Annotated in this window: 14 protein-coding genes; 5 read left to right on the forward strand and 9 right to left on the reverse strand. The window is 67.0% G+C overall.

Annotated features, from left to right (window positions below; all coding sequences use genetic code 11):
* Position 1: 1 nt before the first annotated feature.
* Together ACFV4R_RS09850 and ACFV4R_RS09855 are read right to left on the reverse strand one after the other, a co-directional pair.
* On the reverse strand, positions 2-985 hold the full coding sequence (locus ACFV4R_RS09850; protein ID WP_377202360.1) for an ABC transporter permease: 984 nt from the start codon (positions 983-985) through the stop codon (positions 2-4).
* A 355-nt stretch (positions 986-1,340) separates the two neighbouring features.
* Positions 1,341-1,946: a TetR/AcrR family transcriptional regulator gene (locus ACFV4R_RS09855; protein WP_377202361.1), complete on the reverse strand. Its 606-nt coding sequence runs from the start codon at positions 1,944-1,946 to the stop codon at positions 1,341-1,343.
* Positions 1,947-2,070: 124 nt separating this feature from the next.
* On the opposite strand from ACFV4R_RS09855, the gene ACFV4R_RS09860 reads away from it, so the two are divergent.
* The 5 genes from ACFV4R_RS09860 (at position 2,071) to ACFV4R_RS09880 (ending at position 6,061) form a co-directional block, all read left to right on the forward strand.
* On the forward strand, positions 2,071-2,628 hold the full coding sequence (locus ACFV4R_RS09860; RefSeq protein WP_377202362.1) for an NAD(P)H-dependent oxidoreductase: 558 nt from the start codon (positions 2,071-2,073) through the stop codon (positions 2,626-2,628).
* Between the two features lie 235 nt (positions 2,629-2,863).
* Complete coding sequence (locus tag ACFV4R_RS09865; protein ID WP_377202363.1) at positions 2,864-3,730, forward strand: GerMN domain-containing protein; 867 nt, start codon at positions 2,864-2,866, stop codon at positions 3,728-3,730.
* 70 nt (positions 3,731-3,800) lie between these two features.
* The gene (locus tag ACFV4R_RS09870) at positions 3,801-5,093 is read left to right on the forward strand and encodes a PLP-dependent aminotransferase family protein (protein WP_377202364.1); all 1,293 of its coding nucleotides are present in this window, start codon (positions 3,801-3,803) and stop codon (positions 5,091-5,093) included.
* A gap of 46 nt (positions 5,094-5,139) precedes the next feature.
* Positions 5,140-5,568 carry a universal stress protein gene (locus tag ACFV4R_RS09875; RefSeq protein WP_377202365.1) on the forward strand — a complete coding sequence of 143 codons (429 nt, stop codon included), beginning with the start codon at positions 5,140-5,142 and terminating at the stop codon, positions 5,566-5,568.
* A 154-nt stretch (positions 5,569-5,722) separates the two neighbouring features.
* On the forward strand, positions 5,723-6,061 hold the full coding sequence (locus tag ACFV4R_RS09880; protein ID WP_377202366.1) for a hypothetical protein: 339 nt from the start codon (positions 5,723-5,725) through the stop codon (positions 6,059-6,061).
* A 22-nt stretch (positions 6,062-6,083) separates the two neighbouring features.
* On the opposite strand, the gene ACFV4R_RS09885 is transcribed toward ACFV4R_RS09880, so the two are convergent.
* The 7 genes from ACFV4R_RS09885 to ACFV4R_RS09915 form a co-directional block, all read right to left on the reverse strand.
* Positions 6,084-6,680: a phosphatidic acid phosphatase gene (locus ACFV4R_RS09885; protein WP_377202494.1), complete on the reverse strand. Its 597-nt coding sequence runs from the start codon at positions 6,678-6,680 to the stop codon at positions 6,084-6,086.
* A 46-nt stretch (positions 6,681-6,726) separates the two neighbouring features.
* Positions 6,727-8,262 carry a dihydrolipoamide acetyltransferase family protein gene (locus ACFV4R_RS09890; RefSeq protein WP_377202367.1) on the reverse strand — a complete coding sequence of 512 codons (1,536 nt, stop codon included), beginning with the start codon at positions 8,260-8,262 and terminating at the stop codon, positions 6,727-6,729.
* Between the two features lie 7 nt (positions 8,263-8,269).
* Positions 8,270-9,250, reverse strand: coding sequence for an alpha-ketoacid dehydrogenase subunit beta (locus ACFV4R_RS09895; RefSeq protein WP_377202368.1), 981 nt, complete (start codon positions 9,248-9,250; stop codon positions 8,270-8,272).
* The gene (gene pdhA / locus ACFV4R_RS09900) at positions 9,250-10,491 is read right to left on the reverse strand and encodes a pyruvate dehydrogenase (acetyl-transferring) E1 component subunit alpha (protein WP_377202369.1); all 1,242 of its coding nucleotides are present in this window, start codon (positions 10,489-10,491) and stop codon (positions 9,250-9,252) included. Before pdhA ends, ACFV4R_RS09895 begins: the two co-directional genes overlap by 1 nt.
* Before the next feature lie 149 nt (positions 10,492-10,640).
* Complete coding sequence (locus ACFV4R_RS09905; RefSeq protein WP_377202370.1) at positions 10,641-11,759, reverse strand: histidinol-phosphate transaminase; 1,119 nt, start codon at positions 11,757-11,759, stop codon at positions 10,641-10,643.
* A 106-nt stretch (positions 11,760-11,865) separates the two neighbouring features.
* Positions 11,866-13,749, reverse strand: coding sequence for a pectinesterase family protein (locus ACFV4R_RS09910; RefSeq protein ID WP_377202371.1), 1,884 nt, complete (start codon positions 13,747-13,749; stop codon positions 11,866-11,868).
* Positions 13,749-15,113, reverse strand: coding sequence for a polysaccharide lyase family 1 protein (locus ACFV4R_RS09915; protein WP_377202372.1), 1,365 nt, complete (start codon positions 15,111-15,113; stop codon positions 13,749-13,751). The genes ACFV4R_RS09910 and ACFV4R_RS09915 overlap by 1 nt, the downstream gene beginning before the upstream one ends.
* Between the last annotated feature and the right edge of the window lie 129 nt (positions 15,114-15,242).

Genomic DNA, 15,242 nt, shown 5'->3' on the forward strand with positions numbered 1-15,242 from the left:
GTTACTGCACCCGCACTCTCGGGTCAACCAGGGTGGTTGCGAAGTCGGCCAGGATGGCACCCAGGGCGAAGATGACCGAACCGTACGCCAGGGTGGCGGTGGCGGCATTGACGTCCTGGAGGGAAATGGCGTCGATGCTCCAGGAACCGACGCCGGGCCAGGCGAAGATCTTTTCGGCAAAGAAACCGCCCGCGAAGATGGCCGGGATGGTGAAGGCGATGCTCTGGGCCACCGGGATGAAGGACACCCGGAGGGCGTGCCGTGCAATGGCCTGGTTCCTGCTGAGGCCCTTGGCGCGGGCGGTCCGGACAAAGTCGGCGTTGACGTTGTCCAGCAGGTATTGGCGCTGGGCAATCTGGTACGCGCCCCAGCCCACCAGCGTGATGGCCACGGTGGGGACGGCGTAGTGGGCCGCCATGTCCACTATTTGGGGCCAGCCGGCCTCCATCCCGGGAGTGGAAATGCCGGTGACGAAGAAGATGCGGTTCCCCACCGTCTCGTTGATGTTGATGGCACCGAGCTGCACCAGGAAATAGGCGATGGGCGCCGGGACGATGTAGGCGAGGTAGCTGTAGGACGTGATGACCCGGTCCTGGAACTTGTACTGCCGGGCTGCCGAATACACCCCAAGGGCTACGCCGATGATGAGGGTAAGGACGATCGAGGCCAGGAACAGCCGCGTGGAAATCCACACGCGGTCACCAAACTCGGCATTGATGAAGGCGCCGTTGGGGCTCCTGCCCCAGTCCCAGCGGGTGACGACGCCGGTGAGCCACTGGACGTAGCGGTCCCAGGCGCTCATGTCCGGGTCGAGGCCCTTCAGGCGCATTGAGTTGGCCACCTGTTCAGGGGTGGGCCGGGGAATGCGTTCCTGCTCCAGCAGCGCCGGTTTGAGGGAGCTGACCGCCAGGAAATATCCGGCGGAGGTGGTCAGGAAGATCATCACCACATACGTGATGCCGCGCTTGGCAAGGTACTTGAGCATGGGACGGCTACTTTTGCTTCGCCGCCACGTGCTGCTGCGGCGGACACAGCCAGGCCCGCCGGTGTGCCGGAATGCGGGGCAAAACAACAATCACGCGATGGTCCTTCCGTCTTCCCCGGCTGGGCGGGGGTTGTGCCGCGTCGCCGGAGTTCGTTGCCAGCGGATAGCTGGCTCCCGCAGCCCTGGCGGGCCGGCCCTGATGGACTATGTTGCGGGTCACATTCCAGAGGAAACTATCACAGCCGTAAACGCAAGATGCCCGCCAATGCCCGGAAAAGCACACGCCCGTATCAGATCGTTATGAATAACTCTGTGGAGTTGATTTGACTGGACTGATCCCGCCCATGGGGCTAATCTAGGCGGCCCTCACCACGCGTGTGACAAGATCCCGCCAGGAATCCACCAGCCGCTCCGGCGGAACGCCGTGCCGGCGGACCAGGTCGAGGAGTCGCTCGGGGTCCAGGGCTGCGCTGAGCGACCCCGCCATGAGCCAGGGGTCGGCGTCGAACCCTTCGTCCCGCAGCAGCACCTCGATATGTCGGAGCCAGAGCGCCGCGGCGGGCACCTCAAACCGCCCCCGCGAGGCATTCTCGGCGGCGAGCACCAGGTCGCCGAACTCCACCACGTAGGCAATGCGCTCAGCACCGAAGGCGATGAGCCGTTCCAGGCCCGGAGCCCCGGGGCCAAGGGGCGGCGGCCCGAACATGAACCGCGCCTGGAAATCTGCCTCGGAGTCATTGAGCAGTGTCAGCATCAGGCCTGCCCGGCTGCCGAAGCGGCGGAATACCGTGCCCTTGCCCACCCCGGCACGCTCGGCGAGGCGGTCCATGGTGAGGCCCTCGGTGCCGCAGTCGGCAATCAGCTCCCTCGCGGCGAGTAGCAGGCGCTCCCGGTTCCGCGCGGCATCGCTGCGTTCGGCCGCTGCCGGAGTCGGCTGTGGGCGCAGTGGGATGGAGGTCACAGGATCAAGTTTAGACCCCGGGAATAATAAACGGACCGTAGTCCGTTTAGTCTGGTGAAGGCATCACATGCCCCAGCTTTGACAAGGCCGACGGCCCTCCCGCGGCCCCTACCAAGGAGTTTCCATGACGAAGAGCACCATCCTTACCCTCGTTGGCAGCCTGCGCGCCGGGTCCACCAACCAGCAGCTGGCCGAGGCCATCCAGCTCAACGCCCCCGAGCAGGTTGACGTTGTCATCCACGAGAGCCTGGGCAACATCCCCTTCTACAACGAAGACATCGACGTCGAGGGCCAGGTTCCCGCCGCCGCCGCCGCCCTGCGCGCCGCCGCCAACGAAGCCGACACCATCCTGCTGGTCACCCCGGAGTACAACGGCACCGTCCCCGCTCCCCTGAAGAACGCCATCGACTGGCTGTCCCGCCCCTTCGGCGCCGGCGCCCTCGCCGGCAAGCCCACCGCCGTCGTCGGCACCGCCTTTGGCCAGTTCGGCGGGGTCTGGGCCCAGGACGAGGCCCGCAAGGCCGCCGGCATTGCCGGCGCCCAGGTCATCGAGGACGTCAAGCTCGCCGTCCCCGGCTCCATGGTGCGCTTCGCCGAGATCCACCCCAAGGACGACGCCGAGGTTGTAGAGCAGATCAAGGGCGTCTTCGACGCACTGGCCGCAACCGCCCCGGCAGCCTAGCCTCCCGCGCGGACCCTCCGCGCAGTTCCTGCCGCGCCCGGCACGCACCTCGCGTGCCGGGCGCAGCTGTATCCGGGGCGGCCCCCGCCGACCCGACCCACCACCACCCCAACCACCCCGCCGCGGTCCGCCGTGACCAACTCTTGTCCCAACCGGTACCGCACGGACATCTCCGCGGGCGGGCCCCGCCGTAACGTTAATCCACTGGAAAAACCGGATGGAATTGCGGTGCAGCATGCCAAGAGAAGCGCGGACCGTGACGCGGCGGGGCGCACGGGTGGCCATCCTGGCCGCCCTAGCGCTTCCACTGTGGCTCGCCGCCTGCGACGGCCTCCCGGCGGCACCGCGGGACGGTACCGCGGCGAGCCCCGCGGCGGCTCCGGGCGCCGCCGTGCCGGCCCCCCAGCCGCAAGCACCCCCGCCGGCCGGAGCGGCCGCCGGCCCTTCCGGTTCCAGCACTCCATCAGGCGGGACATCCCCGCAGCAGCCGTCCGCGGCCGGGCCGAAAGCCGCTGCCGCACCGGGACAGCCGGAGACCGGCCGGCCCGGTTCCGCCGCCACGGCCAGCGGGGAGCCGGAGCCGGGCCCAACACCGTCAGCTGAACCGCAGCCCTCCGCGTCACCGTCCCCCGCGGCCGCCCCGGAAAGGATGCCCGCAGCCCAGGGAACCGTCACGGCCTACTTCGTGCTGCTGGACGACGGCGGCAACAACGGAGTGCGGTTCGGCTGCAATGACAGCCTGGTTGGCGTGGACCAGGCACGGCCGGCGGGCAAGGATCCGTTACCGGCCGCCATGAATGCCCTTCTGGCGGCAGGCAACGGCGCCAGCCTTCCGGCATCGGACATCCCGGCCGGGCGCGAAATCTACAATGCGCTGGCTGGATCGCGGCTCAAGTTCCTGTCCGGCAGCTTCGACGGAACCACCGTGACCGTCTACCTTTCAGGGGCACTGAGCCTGGGCGGCGTGTGCGACGTTCCGCGGCTGGAAGCCCAGCTCACCCAGACGGCGCTGGCCGCCGTAGGCGCCGTCAGGGCGCAGGTCTACCTGAACGGGAGACCCTTGGCAGAGGTGCTGCGGCTGGAAGGCAACGGCACGGGATGAGCTGGCGCCCAGTAATTCCTGGAACAACAAGTGTTGCTTTTCAGGCAACGCACGGCTGTATCCTGAGCGTGTGAGCCACGAGACACTCGACGCCGCAGCCGCGTCCCTTCCAGCCGAAGCCATTGACGCCATCGAGCGGGCGGCCACCTCGGCCCACCGCCATGAGGAGCTGTTCTCCGAGCGTGCCGCGAACATCAGGCAGTCGGCCGTGCGTGACGTCTTTGACATCTCGTTGCGCCCCGGACTGGTATCCCTGGCCGGCGGAAGCCCCTACCTGCAGTCGCTCCCCCTCGACCGCCTTGCGGAAACAGCGGCCCGGATCATCGCCGGGGAAGGGCTCACAGCCCTGCAGTACGGCGCCGGCCAGGGCACGGAGGAGCTCCGCACACAGATCTGCGAGGTCATGGCAGCCGAAGGCATCGTAGATGCGCTGCCGCAGAATGTGGTGATCACGGCCGGCTCCCAGTCAGCCCAGGACGTCGCCACCAAACTGTTCTGCAACCCCGGGGACGTCGTCCTGGTGGAAGACCCCACCTACGTCGGCGCCCTGAACACGTTCGAGGCGTACCAGGTGCAGGTGGAAACGGTGGCCATGGACCAGTCCGGCCTGGTCCCCGAGCTCCTCGAGGCCCGGATCGCCGCCCTCCAGCTGGCGGGAAAAAGCATCAAGTTCCTCTACACCATCCCCAGCTTCAACAACCCCTCTGGCATCACCCTTGCCGCGGAACGGCGCCAGGAGATCGTGAATATATGCCGCAACGCGAATGTTCTGATCATTGAGGACAACCCGTACGGCCTGCTCCGGTTCGATGGCGAGCCGCTGGCCCCGCTGCGCGCCGCCAACCCTGACGACGTCATCTACATGGGCTCGTTCTCGAAGATCTTCGCGCCCGGCCTGCGGATCGGCTGGGCGCTGGTGCCGGAGCACCTGCAGCGGCGGTACTACCTGGCGGCGGAGGCCGTCACGCTCTGCCCGCCGGCCCTGAACCAGATGCTCGTCTCGGCCTACCTGCGTGACTACGACTGGAAGGGCCAGATCGCCACCTACCGCGGCCTGTACGCCGAACGCTGCCGGGCCATGCTGGCGGCCCTGACCGAGTACATGCCGGAGGGGACCTCCTGGACCAGCCCGGACGGTGGCTTCTTCGTCTGGGTGACCCTCCCCGAAGGGGTGGACACCTATCCCCTCCTGCACAAGGCGATCGACGCCGGGGTGGTCTTCATTCCGGGAGCCGCGTTCACGCCGTCGGACGAGCCGTCCAACAAACTGCGCCTCGCGTTCAGCGCCGTCCCGCCGGATGCCATCCGTGAAGGGGTGCGCCGCCTGGCGCCGGTACTGCAGGAAGCGCTGGCCGCGCGGTAGCGTTGGGCTCATTAGTGCCGTCAGGAACCAAGCAAAGGAGCATTTCATGAGCGGAATCATCGTTGTAGGCGTCGACGGGAGCGGTACGGCCAAGAAGGCCGCAGAGTCGGCCCGGGACCTGGCAGCAGCGCTGGGCGCTACGCTCCACGTTGTCTCGGCCTTTGACAGCGACCGCACGGAAGTCTTCGGCAGTGGCAGTGACCAGTGGATCGTGTCCGACGCCGACGGGGCCGAGCACGTGGCCCGGACGGTGGCTGAGTCCCTGGGCGGGCAGATCAAGGTGACCTACTCGGCGGCGCGTGGGCGGCCGGCAGACGCACTGATCAAGGAAGCCGTCCGCATGGACGCGCGGATCATCGTGGTGGGAAACCGGCGCATGCAGGGGATCGGCCGGGTGCTGGGCAGCGTGGCCAACAGCGTGGCGCACAACGCCCCGTGCGATGTGTACATCGCGAACACGTACGACGCCGACTAGGAGTTACGCCGGACACTCCCCGTGGTGGCACAGATCGCTGCGGGGGGTGGGCGTTCTCACGCCCAAAACACCCATTCAGCTACGGGCGAAACGATAAAATTGAGGGAGCCCCCAACGGTGCGGACGACAACAACCCACCACTAGAGGGGACCCCTTGATCACTCTTCAGCGCCGCCAGCTCGTAGGCCACGACATCCTCCTGGCCCGCCACGGAAACCACATCTGCTCCATGCGCGTGGACCGCGGCAACGGCACGGTGGTTGCGCTGCTGGATGACGGCACCACCGACTCCGCGCCGAACATGATCGACCCGGACCTCAACCTCCCCCGCACGGTCCGCAGCGTCATGCGCGAGGACTGGAAGCTGCTCTCCATCATGACCGGTGCCGCCACGGCCTGGGCCGCACTCATGGTGGGCGCCGCCGTCGTCATCGCATCCTCCATGGGCGACCCTGCCGCCGTGGAGATGATGTACGCCTACCCGGCCTACTAGCAGTTCCGGCGGCACCGCCGCCTTACGGCACCAGCCAGAGCCTCAACAGCCACCAGATCCCGGCCATCACCACACCGCCGAAGAGCGAGCCGGCCACTACCTGCGCAAGCGTGTGGGCGCGCAGGACCACCCGTGACCAGCCAACCGCCGGGATGAGCAGCAGCAACGGTGTCCACGCGGGGCCGAGCATCACGACCGCAACAACGGCCGAACAGGAGATCGCGGCTGCGTGCCCGCTGATCTTCCAGAACGGGCTGACGGCTGCCAGCACCACCACTCCCCCCACCACGGCCAGCACCATGGCTATGACGCTGGCTGGGGCCCCTGCTGCCGCCAGGACCAGCAATCCCGCAAGGATGGACGCCAAGGCCATGAGCAGCACGGGAAGGCGCTGCCGGCGCTCACTGACGTGGTGGTCCGTGACCTTTCCCAGCCGGACAAGGACCAGCAGCAGGAGCAGCGGCAGCACGCAGACGAACAGGGCCGCCAGCGCTCCATAGGCCATCGTGGCGGGGAAACCGTCCTGGACCAGCGGGCTGATCAGCAGCTGGATGGTCACCACCACCGGCGGCTGGAATGCCTCGGTCAGCCACCGGGCGGTTTTGTTTTTCACCCGGATGGCCCGTCCTGACGCGGCCACGCCAGTCCCTGCCTCCGCCCCCGCGTCAGTCAAGAAGCAGCGCGGGTTCTTCCAGGATGGCCGCGACGTCGGCCATGAACCGGGCGGACAGGTCGCCGTCCACCACCCGGTGGTCGAAGGAGCCGCCCAGAGTGGTGATCCAGCGCGGAATGACCTCCCCGTCCAGGACCCACGGCTTCTGCTTGATGGTGCCGAAGGCGACGATGGCCACCTCGCCCGGGTTGATGATGGGCGTACCGGTATCGATCCCCAGGGCGCCGATATTGGTGATGGTCAGCGTGCCGCCCTGCATCTCGGCCGGCTGGGTCTTTCCCGCACGCGCGGTGGTGGCCAGGTTGTTCAGGGCCAGCGCCAGCTCCTTCAGGGACAGGTCCTGGGCGTCCTTGATGTTAGGCACCATCAGGCCGCGGGGCGTTGCTGCGGCAATGCCCAGGTTCATGAAGTGCTTGACCTGGATCTCGGCAGCGCCGCTGCCGTCACTGCTCTCAACCCACGAGGCATTGACGCTGGGGTTCCGGGCGGCAGCCCAGATGACCGCCTTGGCCAGGATGAGCAGGGGCGAGACCCTGATGCCCTCGAAGTCCCGTGAGGCCTTGAGCCGCTTGACGAATTCCATGGTCCGGCTGGCGTCCACATCCACGAAGATGCTGACGTGCGGGGCGGCGAAGGCCGATTCCACCATGGCCTTGGCGGTTGCCTTGCGCACGCCCTTGACGGGGATAGTCTCGATCCGCTGGTCCTGTGGCTTTCCGGCCTTGCCCCAGAAGCCGTCCGCCTTGTCCAGTTCGGCGTCGCGCTGTGCCTGGTAGCTGACCAGGTCCTCGCGGGTCACCTCGCCGCGCGAGCCGGTGGCCACGACGTCGGCCAGGTCGATTCCGAGGTCCCGGGCGATCTTGCGGACGGGAGGTTTGGCGAGGACACGGTTGACCAGCCCGGTAATGGTGCCGCCCAGCGTGGGCCGGGTATCCACGACGGCGGCCTGGCCGGCCTGCGGTGCGGCGGCTGCCGGGCGTCCGGTGACCTCTGCCGGGGTATGCGGCTGAACCGGCTCCACTTCGGGAGCGTTGACTGTCAGCGAGTCGGCCGGCTTGACCGCCGCCGCGGCCCGCGTGGTGCGCGGACGCCGTTTAACGGCGTCGGCCTTCGGTCCCGAACCCACCAGCGGTCCACCCGCCGGGCCACCGCCTTGCGCGCCGGCGTCGTTCGCGCCGTTGTCCTGGGCATCGTCGGGAAGCTTGCCGTACAGCGGCTGCGCAAGCGCCTCGGCCTGCGCCGGGGCTTCGGGCGCCCGGACGTCAGCAGGCGTGGGGTCACCCGCGACGTCGTCGCTGACGCTGATGATGGCCGTCCCGACGTCGATGGTCACCCCTTCCGGCACGAGGAGTTCGGTGACGGTCCCGGCGAAGGGGGACGGCAGCTCGACGATCGACTTTGCGGTCTCGATCTCGCACAGGACGTCGTTGATGGCGACGGCGTCGCCCGGCTTGACCTTCCAGGAAACGACTTCCGCTTCCGTGAGGCCTTCGCCGACGTCAGGCAGGTTGAATTTATTCAGCGTCATGGTGTCCTCAGTAGGAGAGGGCGCGGTCCAGCGCCTCCAGGATGCGGTCGATGTCCGGAAGATAGTCTTCCTCCACCTTGGCAACGGGGTAGGGCATGTGGAAGCCGCCCACCCGGATGACGGGGGCTTCGAGGGAATGGAAGGCACGCTCGCTGATGCGGGCCGCGATTTCGCCGCCGATGCCGCCGAAGGTGGGGGCCTCGTGGGCCACGATCAGCCGGCCGGTCTTCTCCACGGATGCGGTGACGGTATCGAAGTCCAGCGGCGAAATGGAGCGGAGGTCGATGACCTCCACGCTGTGGCCGTCTTCCCGGGCGGCGTTGGCGGCCGCAAGGGCCACGGGAACCAGGGGACCGTAGGCCACGATGGTGGCGTCGGTGCCCTCACGGAGGACGTGGGCCTTGAAGGGGTCGCCTGAAGGGCCGGGAGCTGCGGTGTCCACTTCGCCCTTGAGCCAGTACCGGCGCTTCGGTTCGAAGATGATCACCGGATCCTGGCACTGCACGGCCTGCTGGACCATCCAGAAGGCGTCGTGCGGGTTGGACGGGGTGATGATGCGCAGCCCGGCGGTATGGGCAAACAGGGCCTCCGGTGATTCGGAGTGGTGTTCCACCGAGCCGATGCCGCCGCCGTAAGGGATGCGGATGACCACCGGAACGGTGAGGTTGCCGTGGCTGCGGGCGTGCATCTTGGCCAGCTGGGTGGTGATCTGGTTGAAGCCGGGGAACACGAAACCGTCGAACTGGATTTCGCAGACCGGGCTGTACCCGCGCAGCGCCAACCCGATGGCGGTGCCGATGATGCCGGACTCGGCCAGCGGGGTGTCCACCACGCGGTCGGGTCCAAATTCGCCGATGAGCCCGTCGGTGACCCGGTAGACGCCGCCCAGGGGGCCGATGTCCTCGCCCATCAGCAGCGACTTGGGGTTGGCTGCCAGCGTGGCGCGAAGGCCTTCGTTGATGGCCTTGGCGATGGTCATGGTGGTCATCAGTGGCCTGCCTTTGCTGCTGCGCCGTGCTGGGCGGACGGTTCGTCGCCGCCGGCGAATCCTGCGCTGTATTCCTCGAACCAGGCCAGTTCCTCAGCCACCAGGGGGTGCGCTTCAGCGTAGACGTTGGCGAATGCGGCCCGGATGTCCGGGTCCTCGAGGTCATGGGCGGTCCGGCGCACGTACGCGGCGAGCTCGTCGCCGTCGGCCTTGACCTTGGCAAAGTAGGCGTCGTCGGCCAGGCGTTCAGCGCGGAGGTACTTCTCCAGGCGCGCCAGCGGGTCCTTGGCGCGCCAGGCGTCCTCCTCCTCGGATCCGCGGTACTTGGTGGGATCGTCAGCGGTGGTGTGGGCACCCACCCGGTAGGTGAACGCCTCAATGAGGACCGGTCCCTTGCCCTGGCGGGCATGCTCCAGCGCCCACTCGGTGACGGCGTGCACGGCGATGACATCGTTGCCGTCCACCCGGATGCCGGGGAAGCCGTAGCCCTTCGCACGGTTGGACAGCGGTACCCGGGTCTGCACGTTGGTGGGGACCGAGATGGCCCAGTGGTTGTTCTGGCAGAAGAACACCACGGGGGCGTTGTACGAGGAGGCGAAGACCATGGACTCGTGGACGTCGCCTTCGGAGCTGGCGCCGTCACCGAAGTAGGCGATGACAGCCGCGTCCGGTTCGTTTCCGGCTTTGCCCGCGGCGGCAGCGAGCTTCTGGTCCCGCTGGATGCCCATGGCATAGCCGACGGCGTGCAGCGTCTGCGCTGCCAGGACCAGCGTGTAGAGGTGGAAGTTCGTGTCCTTGGGGTTCCAGCCTCCGTTGGACACGCCGCGGAACTGGCGGAGCAGTTCGGCGAGGTCCACGTCGCGGGTCAGCGCCACGCCGTGCTCACGGTAGGTGGGGAAGATATAATCCTGCGGCTGGCTGGCCCGGCCCGAACCGATCTGGGCAGCCTCCTGGCCCGTCAGCGGAACCCAGAGCGCAAGCTGGCCCTGCCGCTGCAGGGCCGTTGCCTCAACGTCGAAACGCCGGATCCTGGCCATATCCGCGTACAGTCCACGCAGGTCTTCGGGGGTGAGCTTGTCCGCGTAGCTGCTGTACACGGGGTCAGCGCCGAGTTTTCCATCGGGGCCCAGCAACTGGACCATCTGTGCCGGGGGTTGGCCCATGACGGCTTCCGCGTCAGCTTCCCGCTGGTCGTCAACCGCTGTTCCGTCGAACTCGGTGGAAGGCAGATGTGTGCCCATACCGTCTCCTTGCTTCCCGCATGCGGATGCAATGCAATGTCGCTGGGATATATGCCTCACAAGGAATACATTCCCGAAGCGGCATATACAATGGCTTACTGATCCTAACTTTATCTTCAGTAGGTTGGCGCAGGCCTACTTGTTAAGTGCTAGGAACCCCGGGGCACCTTTGTATAGTTCGCACACAGCTCCAGGAACCGGGTGTTGGCTTCCTGCTCGCCGATACTGACCCGGACGCCCTCACCGGGGAATGCCCGGACCGACAACGCCCTGGCCCCCGCCTGCTGCGCAAAGTCAGCGCTGGCATCACCCAGGTCCAGCCACACGAAATTACCCTGCGCATCGGGGACGGCCCAGCCGAGGTCCCGGAGTCCCCTCAGTACGCGGACCCGCTCATCCACCAGGCTTTGTACCCTTCCTACAACCTGGTCGAAATTCTGCAGTGAAACAATCGCGGCTGATTCGGCTATTTGCGACACGGCAAAGGGGGTGGCAGCCACCCTGAGGTGCTGCGTCAGTTCGGGATTGGCAATGCTGTAACCCACCCGGAGGCCTGCCAACCCGTGGGCCTTGGAGAAAGTCCGCAGGACCACCACGTTGGGGTATTTGCGGTAGAGGGCAATGCCGTCCACGGCGTCGGAGTCCCGGACGAACTCCTGGTAGGCCTCATCAATGACCACCACCACGTTGGCCGGCACCGCCCGGATGAAGGCCTCGGTTTCGGCGGTGGTCAAGGCGGGCCCGGTGGGGTTGTTGGGGGTGCACAGGAGGATCACTTTGGTCCGCGCGCTGACTGCCGCGGCCATGGCGTCGAGGTCGTGCCGCCCGTCGGCGGTGACCGGGACGCGGACGCTTTCGGCCCCGGCGAGGCCCACACTGATGGGGTAGGCCTCGAAGGAACGCCAGGCGTAAATGACTTCGTCGGCCTTGCCGTCGTCGTTCTGGCCGGCAAAGGCAGCCAGGATCTGGTTAAGGGCGCCCAGGCTGCCGGCCCCTGTGACGATGTCCTCCGCAGGAACCTGCAGGAATTCCGCGAGCGCCGTCCGGAGCCTGCTGCTGAGCGGGTCCGGGTATCGGTTGAAGTCTGTTTGCCGTGCGATGGCTTCCAGGACCGCCGGCAGCGGCGGGAGGGGATTCTCATTTGAGGACAGTTTGTAACTGGCCAGTCCGTCGACGGCGGCGGGCGGCTTTCCGGCGGCGTAACGGGGCAACCGGCCCACCACCGGGCGCGGAGCGATGCCGCCGGCCGGGGTTTCAGAGGAGGTCATGAAAACTAGCCTACTGCTGCGGGTGTTTCACGGATTCAGGGCTGGAACCGGGGTGCCGGCCGGGCAGCGGAACCCGCGGGACCCACCGGCACCCCTCCATCACGCCCTACGCCGGCCGGCCCACGTTCAGGGCGGCACTGTCGGCCTTGCTTCCAGCCAGCTGGGGCGCCCAGGCATCTGCCCCCTGCAGGTACGCGCCGGCAGTGAATTCCTCCGCCAGCCGGGGATCCAGCTGCGGCCGGTGCTGGGTGGTCCTTGATCCGGGGCCATTGTTGTTGAACTCGTGGAATCGGGCCTCCTGCCACGAAAAGCCGCTCATGTCGGTCCAGGGCGCGCCGGAGATGTGGGCTCCCAGCCACGAGTCGCGGACCAGCACCTGGGCAATGGCCTCCGGATCCCCGCCGGGATGCCACGGCCGGCCCAGGTGGACGGATCCGGACGCTGCATCCGAGACGAACCGGCACTGGGTAAACAGGTATCCGTGCTTGATGCCGATATTGACGCTGCCGGCGGAGACGTAGCCGTTGTTGGTGCTGGACCCGCGGTCCAGGGAACGGATCCGGCAGCCGGAGAACACGGCAGTTCCCCGGCCGAAGATGAAGTCCACGTCGCCTTCAACGTAGGAGTCCGTGAAGTAGGAGCGCGCCTGGACGCCGCGGGCGGCGGAATCCACCAGCAGCGTGTCCTGGCTGCCCAGGCAGCGGACATTGCGGAGGACAGCCCGGTCCCCGGCCAGGAACAGTGCCACGGCCTGCCGGTTCTTCATGTCGGGGTTGGCGGCTTCGTCGAAGTCGTTGCTGAATGTCAGGTTCTTTGCCATGAAATCCGGGCCGTCGATCCGCACGCTGGTGCTCCCGCCGGTTCCGTAGGGCCCTGTGCCGTCGGGTTTCGGGGTGCCGGACGCATTGTTGTAGACCAGCACCACGTCCTCCGGCGCCTGCCCGCGTCCGATGAACGAGACCCTTGGTTTGTTGGCCGGTACCCGGATCAGCTCACGGTAAGTGCCGGGATCAATGCGGATCTCGGTGCGGCGGGTACTGTTCAACGGCACAGCATCGACGGCGGCCTGCACGGTCCCGAAGGCCTGCCCCCTGCCGACATTGAGGACCAGCGGCTTATCCACCGGGCGTTCGCTTGGCCAGTAGATGCCTGTAAGCGGATCGAGCGGCGTGCCGGGGTGCTGAAACCAGCCGGGCGGCATGACCCGTTGTTCCGCAAGCGCTGCCGCCACGAGCTTGGCGACGGCCAGGGCTCCCGTGGCCTGGAAGTGGGTGTTGTCCGTGACTCCGTCAGGGTATTGGGGGTACTGGCCAGGGGAGGCATGGAGGAAGTGGGAGGTGGTTCCGTCCGGTCCGAGCCGCTGCCACAGGTCCTTGGAGGAACTCGTCAGGTCCACCAGGGGAACTCCGGCGGCTGCGGCCAATTCCCTGACCGCCTGGGGATAGGCGCCGTGGGTCTCCTGGGCGATCCCCAGGGGGCTGAACCGCCTCCGCTCCACCGGCGTGACCAGCACGGCCTTGGCACCCGCGCCTGCCGCTGCGTCCAGGTATTTCCGGAGGTAGTCCTTGAAGGTGGTCTGCGGGTCGGTTCCCCTGGCAGGGTCCTCGACCTTTTCGTCGTTGTGGCCGAAGGAGATGAGCAGGTAGTCGCCCGCTTGAAGCGCCCCCGCCACCTCTCCCAGCAAGCCGGCGTCGGCATAGCTCTTCGAGGAGGCGCCGGACCAGGCGTAGTCGAACACCGTCGCCTGTGGCCCGAGCAGCAGGGGGAGGGCCTGGCCCCAGCCGGCCCGGGGATGCTCCGAGTGCTGGTAGGCGGACGAGGTGGAATCCCCCACCACGAAGATCACCGGTTTGCTGCGGGACTGCACCCGGGCGGCGCGGCCTGCTGTGTCGGCGCTTGCCCCGGGGGCCGCCAGGACAGTGGCCACCGTTGCGGCGCTTGCTGCCGCTGTTGCCAGGACAGCGCGCCGGCTGGGTGAAAATGCCGCCATCAGTTGCCCCCGCCTGCCGTGAAGACGGGACCCACGTTGTTCTTCAGCAGGGCCGGCACTGCCTGCGCCGGGTGGACCTTGGTCCGCAATATGGGAGTCCAGGATCCGTCCGCCACCAGCTGCTTATCGGCTGGTGCGGCAGAGTTGTACGCAGCCAGGAGGTCCACGCGCTTTCCGTTGACCGTGTTGTCCACGGCGGTGATGGCCTGACCCTTGAAGTGCCTGATCAGCGAGGACGCTGGAATGTCCTGGGGCAGTGTAAAGGCGTTGGCCTCGGCATAAATGTGTGACTCGACGCCCGCGCCGAAGGTGTACGTGTAGGGCGTCGGCGAGGTGGCCGACGTCAAGAAGTGGTTGTTGTAGACGTCCACCTGCCCGTAGCGGACCCGCGGGGCGCGCTGGCCGACGTTCTCGAAGGAGTTGTGATGGATGGTGACGCGCAGCTTGCCGACGTCTCCGCGGCTGGTCGAGTCGGTGGATCCGATCAGGAGGAGCTTGTCATGGTCGGAGAAGCGGTTGTAGGAGAGCGTGACCAGGTCTGAGCCGTTGGTGACGTCCACCGCTCCATCGTGGACCTGGTAGGGGCGTCCGAAGTACGAGGGCTGGTTGATGTCCAGGTTGGGGGCGTCAGTGAAGTGTGAGTGGTCAACCCAGACGTTCGTTGATCCGTTGATGACCTGGAGGAGGTCGTATTCGCTGTTCCAGTTGCCGTGGTCGCCGTCGGTGGGGTCCCAGGCGGGGAAACAGTCAGCCGAATCCCGGACGGTGAGGTTCCTGAAGATCACGTTGTTGGCCCGGTTGATGCGCAGGGCAGCGCCGGTGATGCTGCTGTCAGCAGTGGCGCCAACAATGGTGGTGTTACTGGGAATGTCCCACCGGATGACCGCTGCCTGGTTGGCGGCAGCCTTGCGCCGGGCATTTTCCTGTTCCCCGGCCGGTTGCTGCTCAGTTCCGTACCGGGCGGGGTCGTAGTCGTAGAGGTACTGCTCGAGGGAGAAGCCCGTGCCCGCCGCGTAATCGACGCAGCTCAGTTCGCCGGCAGGGCCGGTGTTTGCCCTGATGTCGCCGTGGACGCGGATGATGCGGGGTTCAGCGCCGTTTGCCGCGAGCGCCGAAACCATCTCGGCCCTGCTGCGGACGTCGAAGACGCGTTCCGGTACTGCTGCGGATCCGCCCGTTGTTCCGGCGCCGGAGGACGCCCAGCCGTCGCGGTCAGCGAGAACCTGGCGCTCCAGGGGCTGCTGCTCGGTCTGGGCGATGGGATTGGACTGCGGCGGGGGTGGTGCGGCCGTGGCCTGGGCCGGCAGGCAGAACGCCGCCGCTGCCGCCGTTGCTGCGATTGCCAAGGGACGTTTGATGCGCATGTGCTGTCTTCCTCCATTGGAATGAACCGCCTCCGCTGCCGACTTCACTGTGCGGCACATCAGAAACCGGTTTCCCTAGTCTGTGAAACCGGTTTCTGATCTGTCAATAGGGTTGACAGAATTTGAGAA

Source organism: Pseudarthrobacter sp. NPDC059871 (assembly GCF_042731175.1).
Lineage (GTDB): Bacteria > Actinomycetota > Actinomycetes > Actinomycetales > Micrococcaceae > Arthrobacter.

Coding starts and splice junctions, on each gene's coding strand:
- ACFV4R_RS09895 (WP_377202368.1), bottom strand. CDS start 9,250: ATGACCACCATGACCATCGCCAAGGCCATCAACGAAGGCCTTCGCGCC.
- ACFV4R_RS09910 (WP_377202371.1), bottom strand. CDS start 13,749: ATGGCGGCATTTTCACCCAGCCGGCGCGCTGTCCTGGCAACAGCGGCA.
- ACFV4R_RS09865 (WP_377202363.1), top strand. CDS start 2,864: ATGCCAAGAGAAGCGCGGACCGTGACGCGGCGGGGCGCACGGGTGGCC.
- ACFV4R_RS09875 (WP_377202365.1), top strand. CDS start 5,140: ATGAGCGGAATCATCGTTGTAGGCGTCGACGGGAGCGGTACGGCCAAG.
- ACFV4R_RS09850 (WP_377202360.1), bottom strand. CDS start 985: ATGCTCAAGTACCTTGCCAAGCGCGGCATCACGTATGTGGTGATGATC.
- ACFV4R_RS09860 (WP_377202362.1), top strand. CDS start 2,071: ATGACGAAGAGCACCATCCTTACCCTCGTTGGCAGCCTGCGCGCCGGG.
- ACFV4R_RS09915 (WP_377202372.1), bottom strand. CDS start 15,113: ATGCGCATCAAACGTCCCTTGGCAATCGCAGCAACGGCGGCAGCGGCG.
- pdhA (WP_377202369.1), bottom strand. CDS start 10,491: ATGGGCACACATCTGCCTTCCACCGAGTTCGACGGAACAGCGGTTGAC.
- ACFV4R_RS09890 (WP_377202367.1), bottom strand. CDS start 8,262: ATGACGCTGAATAAATTCAACCTGCCTGACGTCGGCGAAGGCCTCACG.
- ACFV4R_RS09905 (WP_377202370.1), bottom strand. CDS start 11,759: ATGACCTCCTCTGAAACCCCGGCCGGCGGCATCGCTCCGCGCCCGGTG.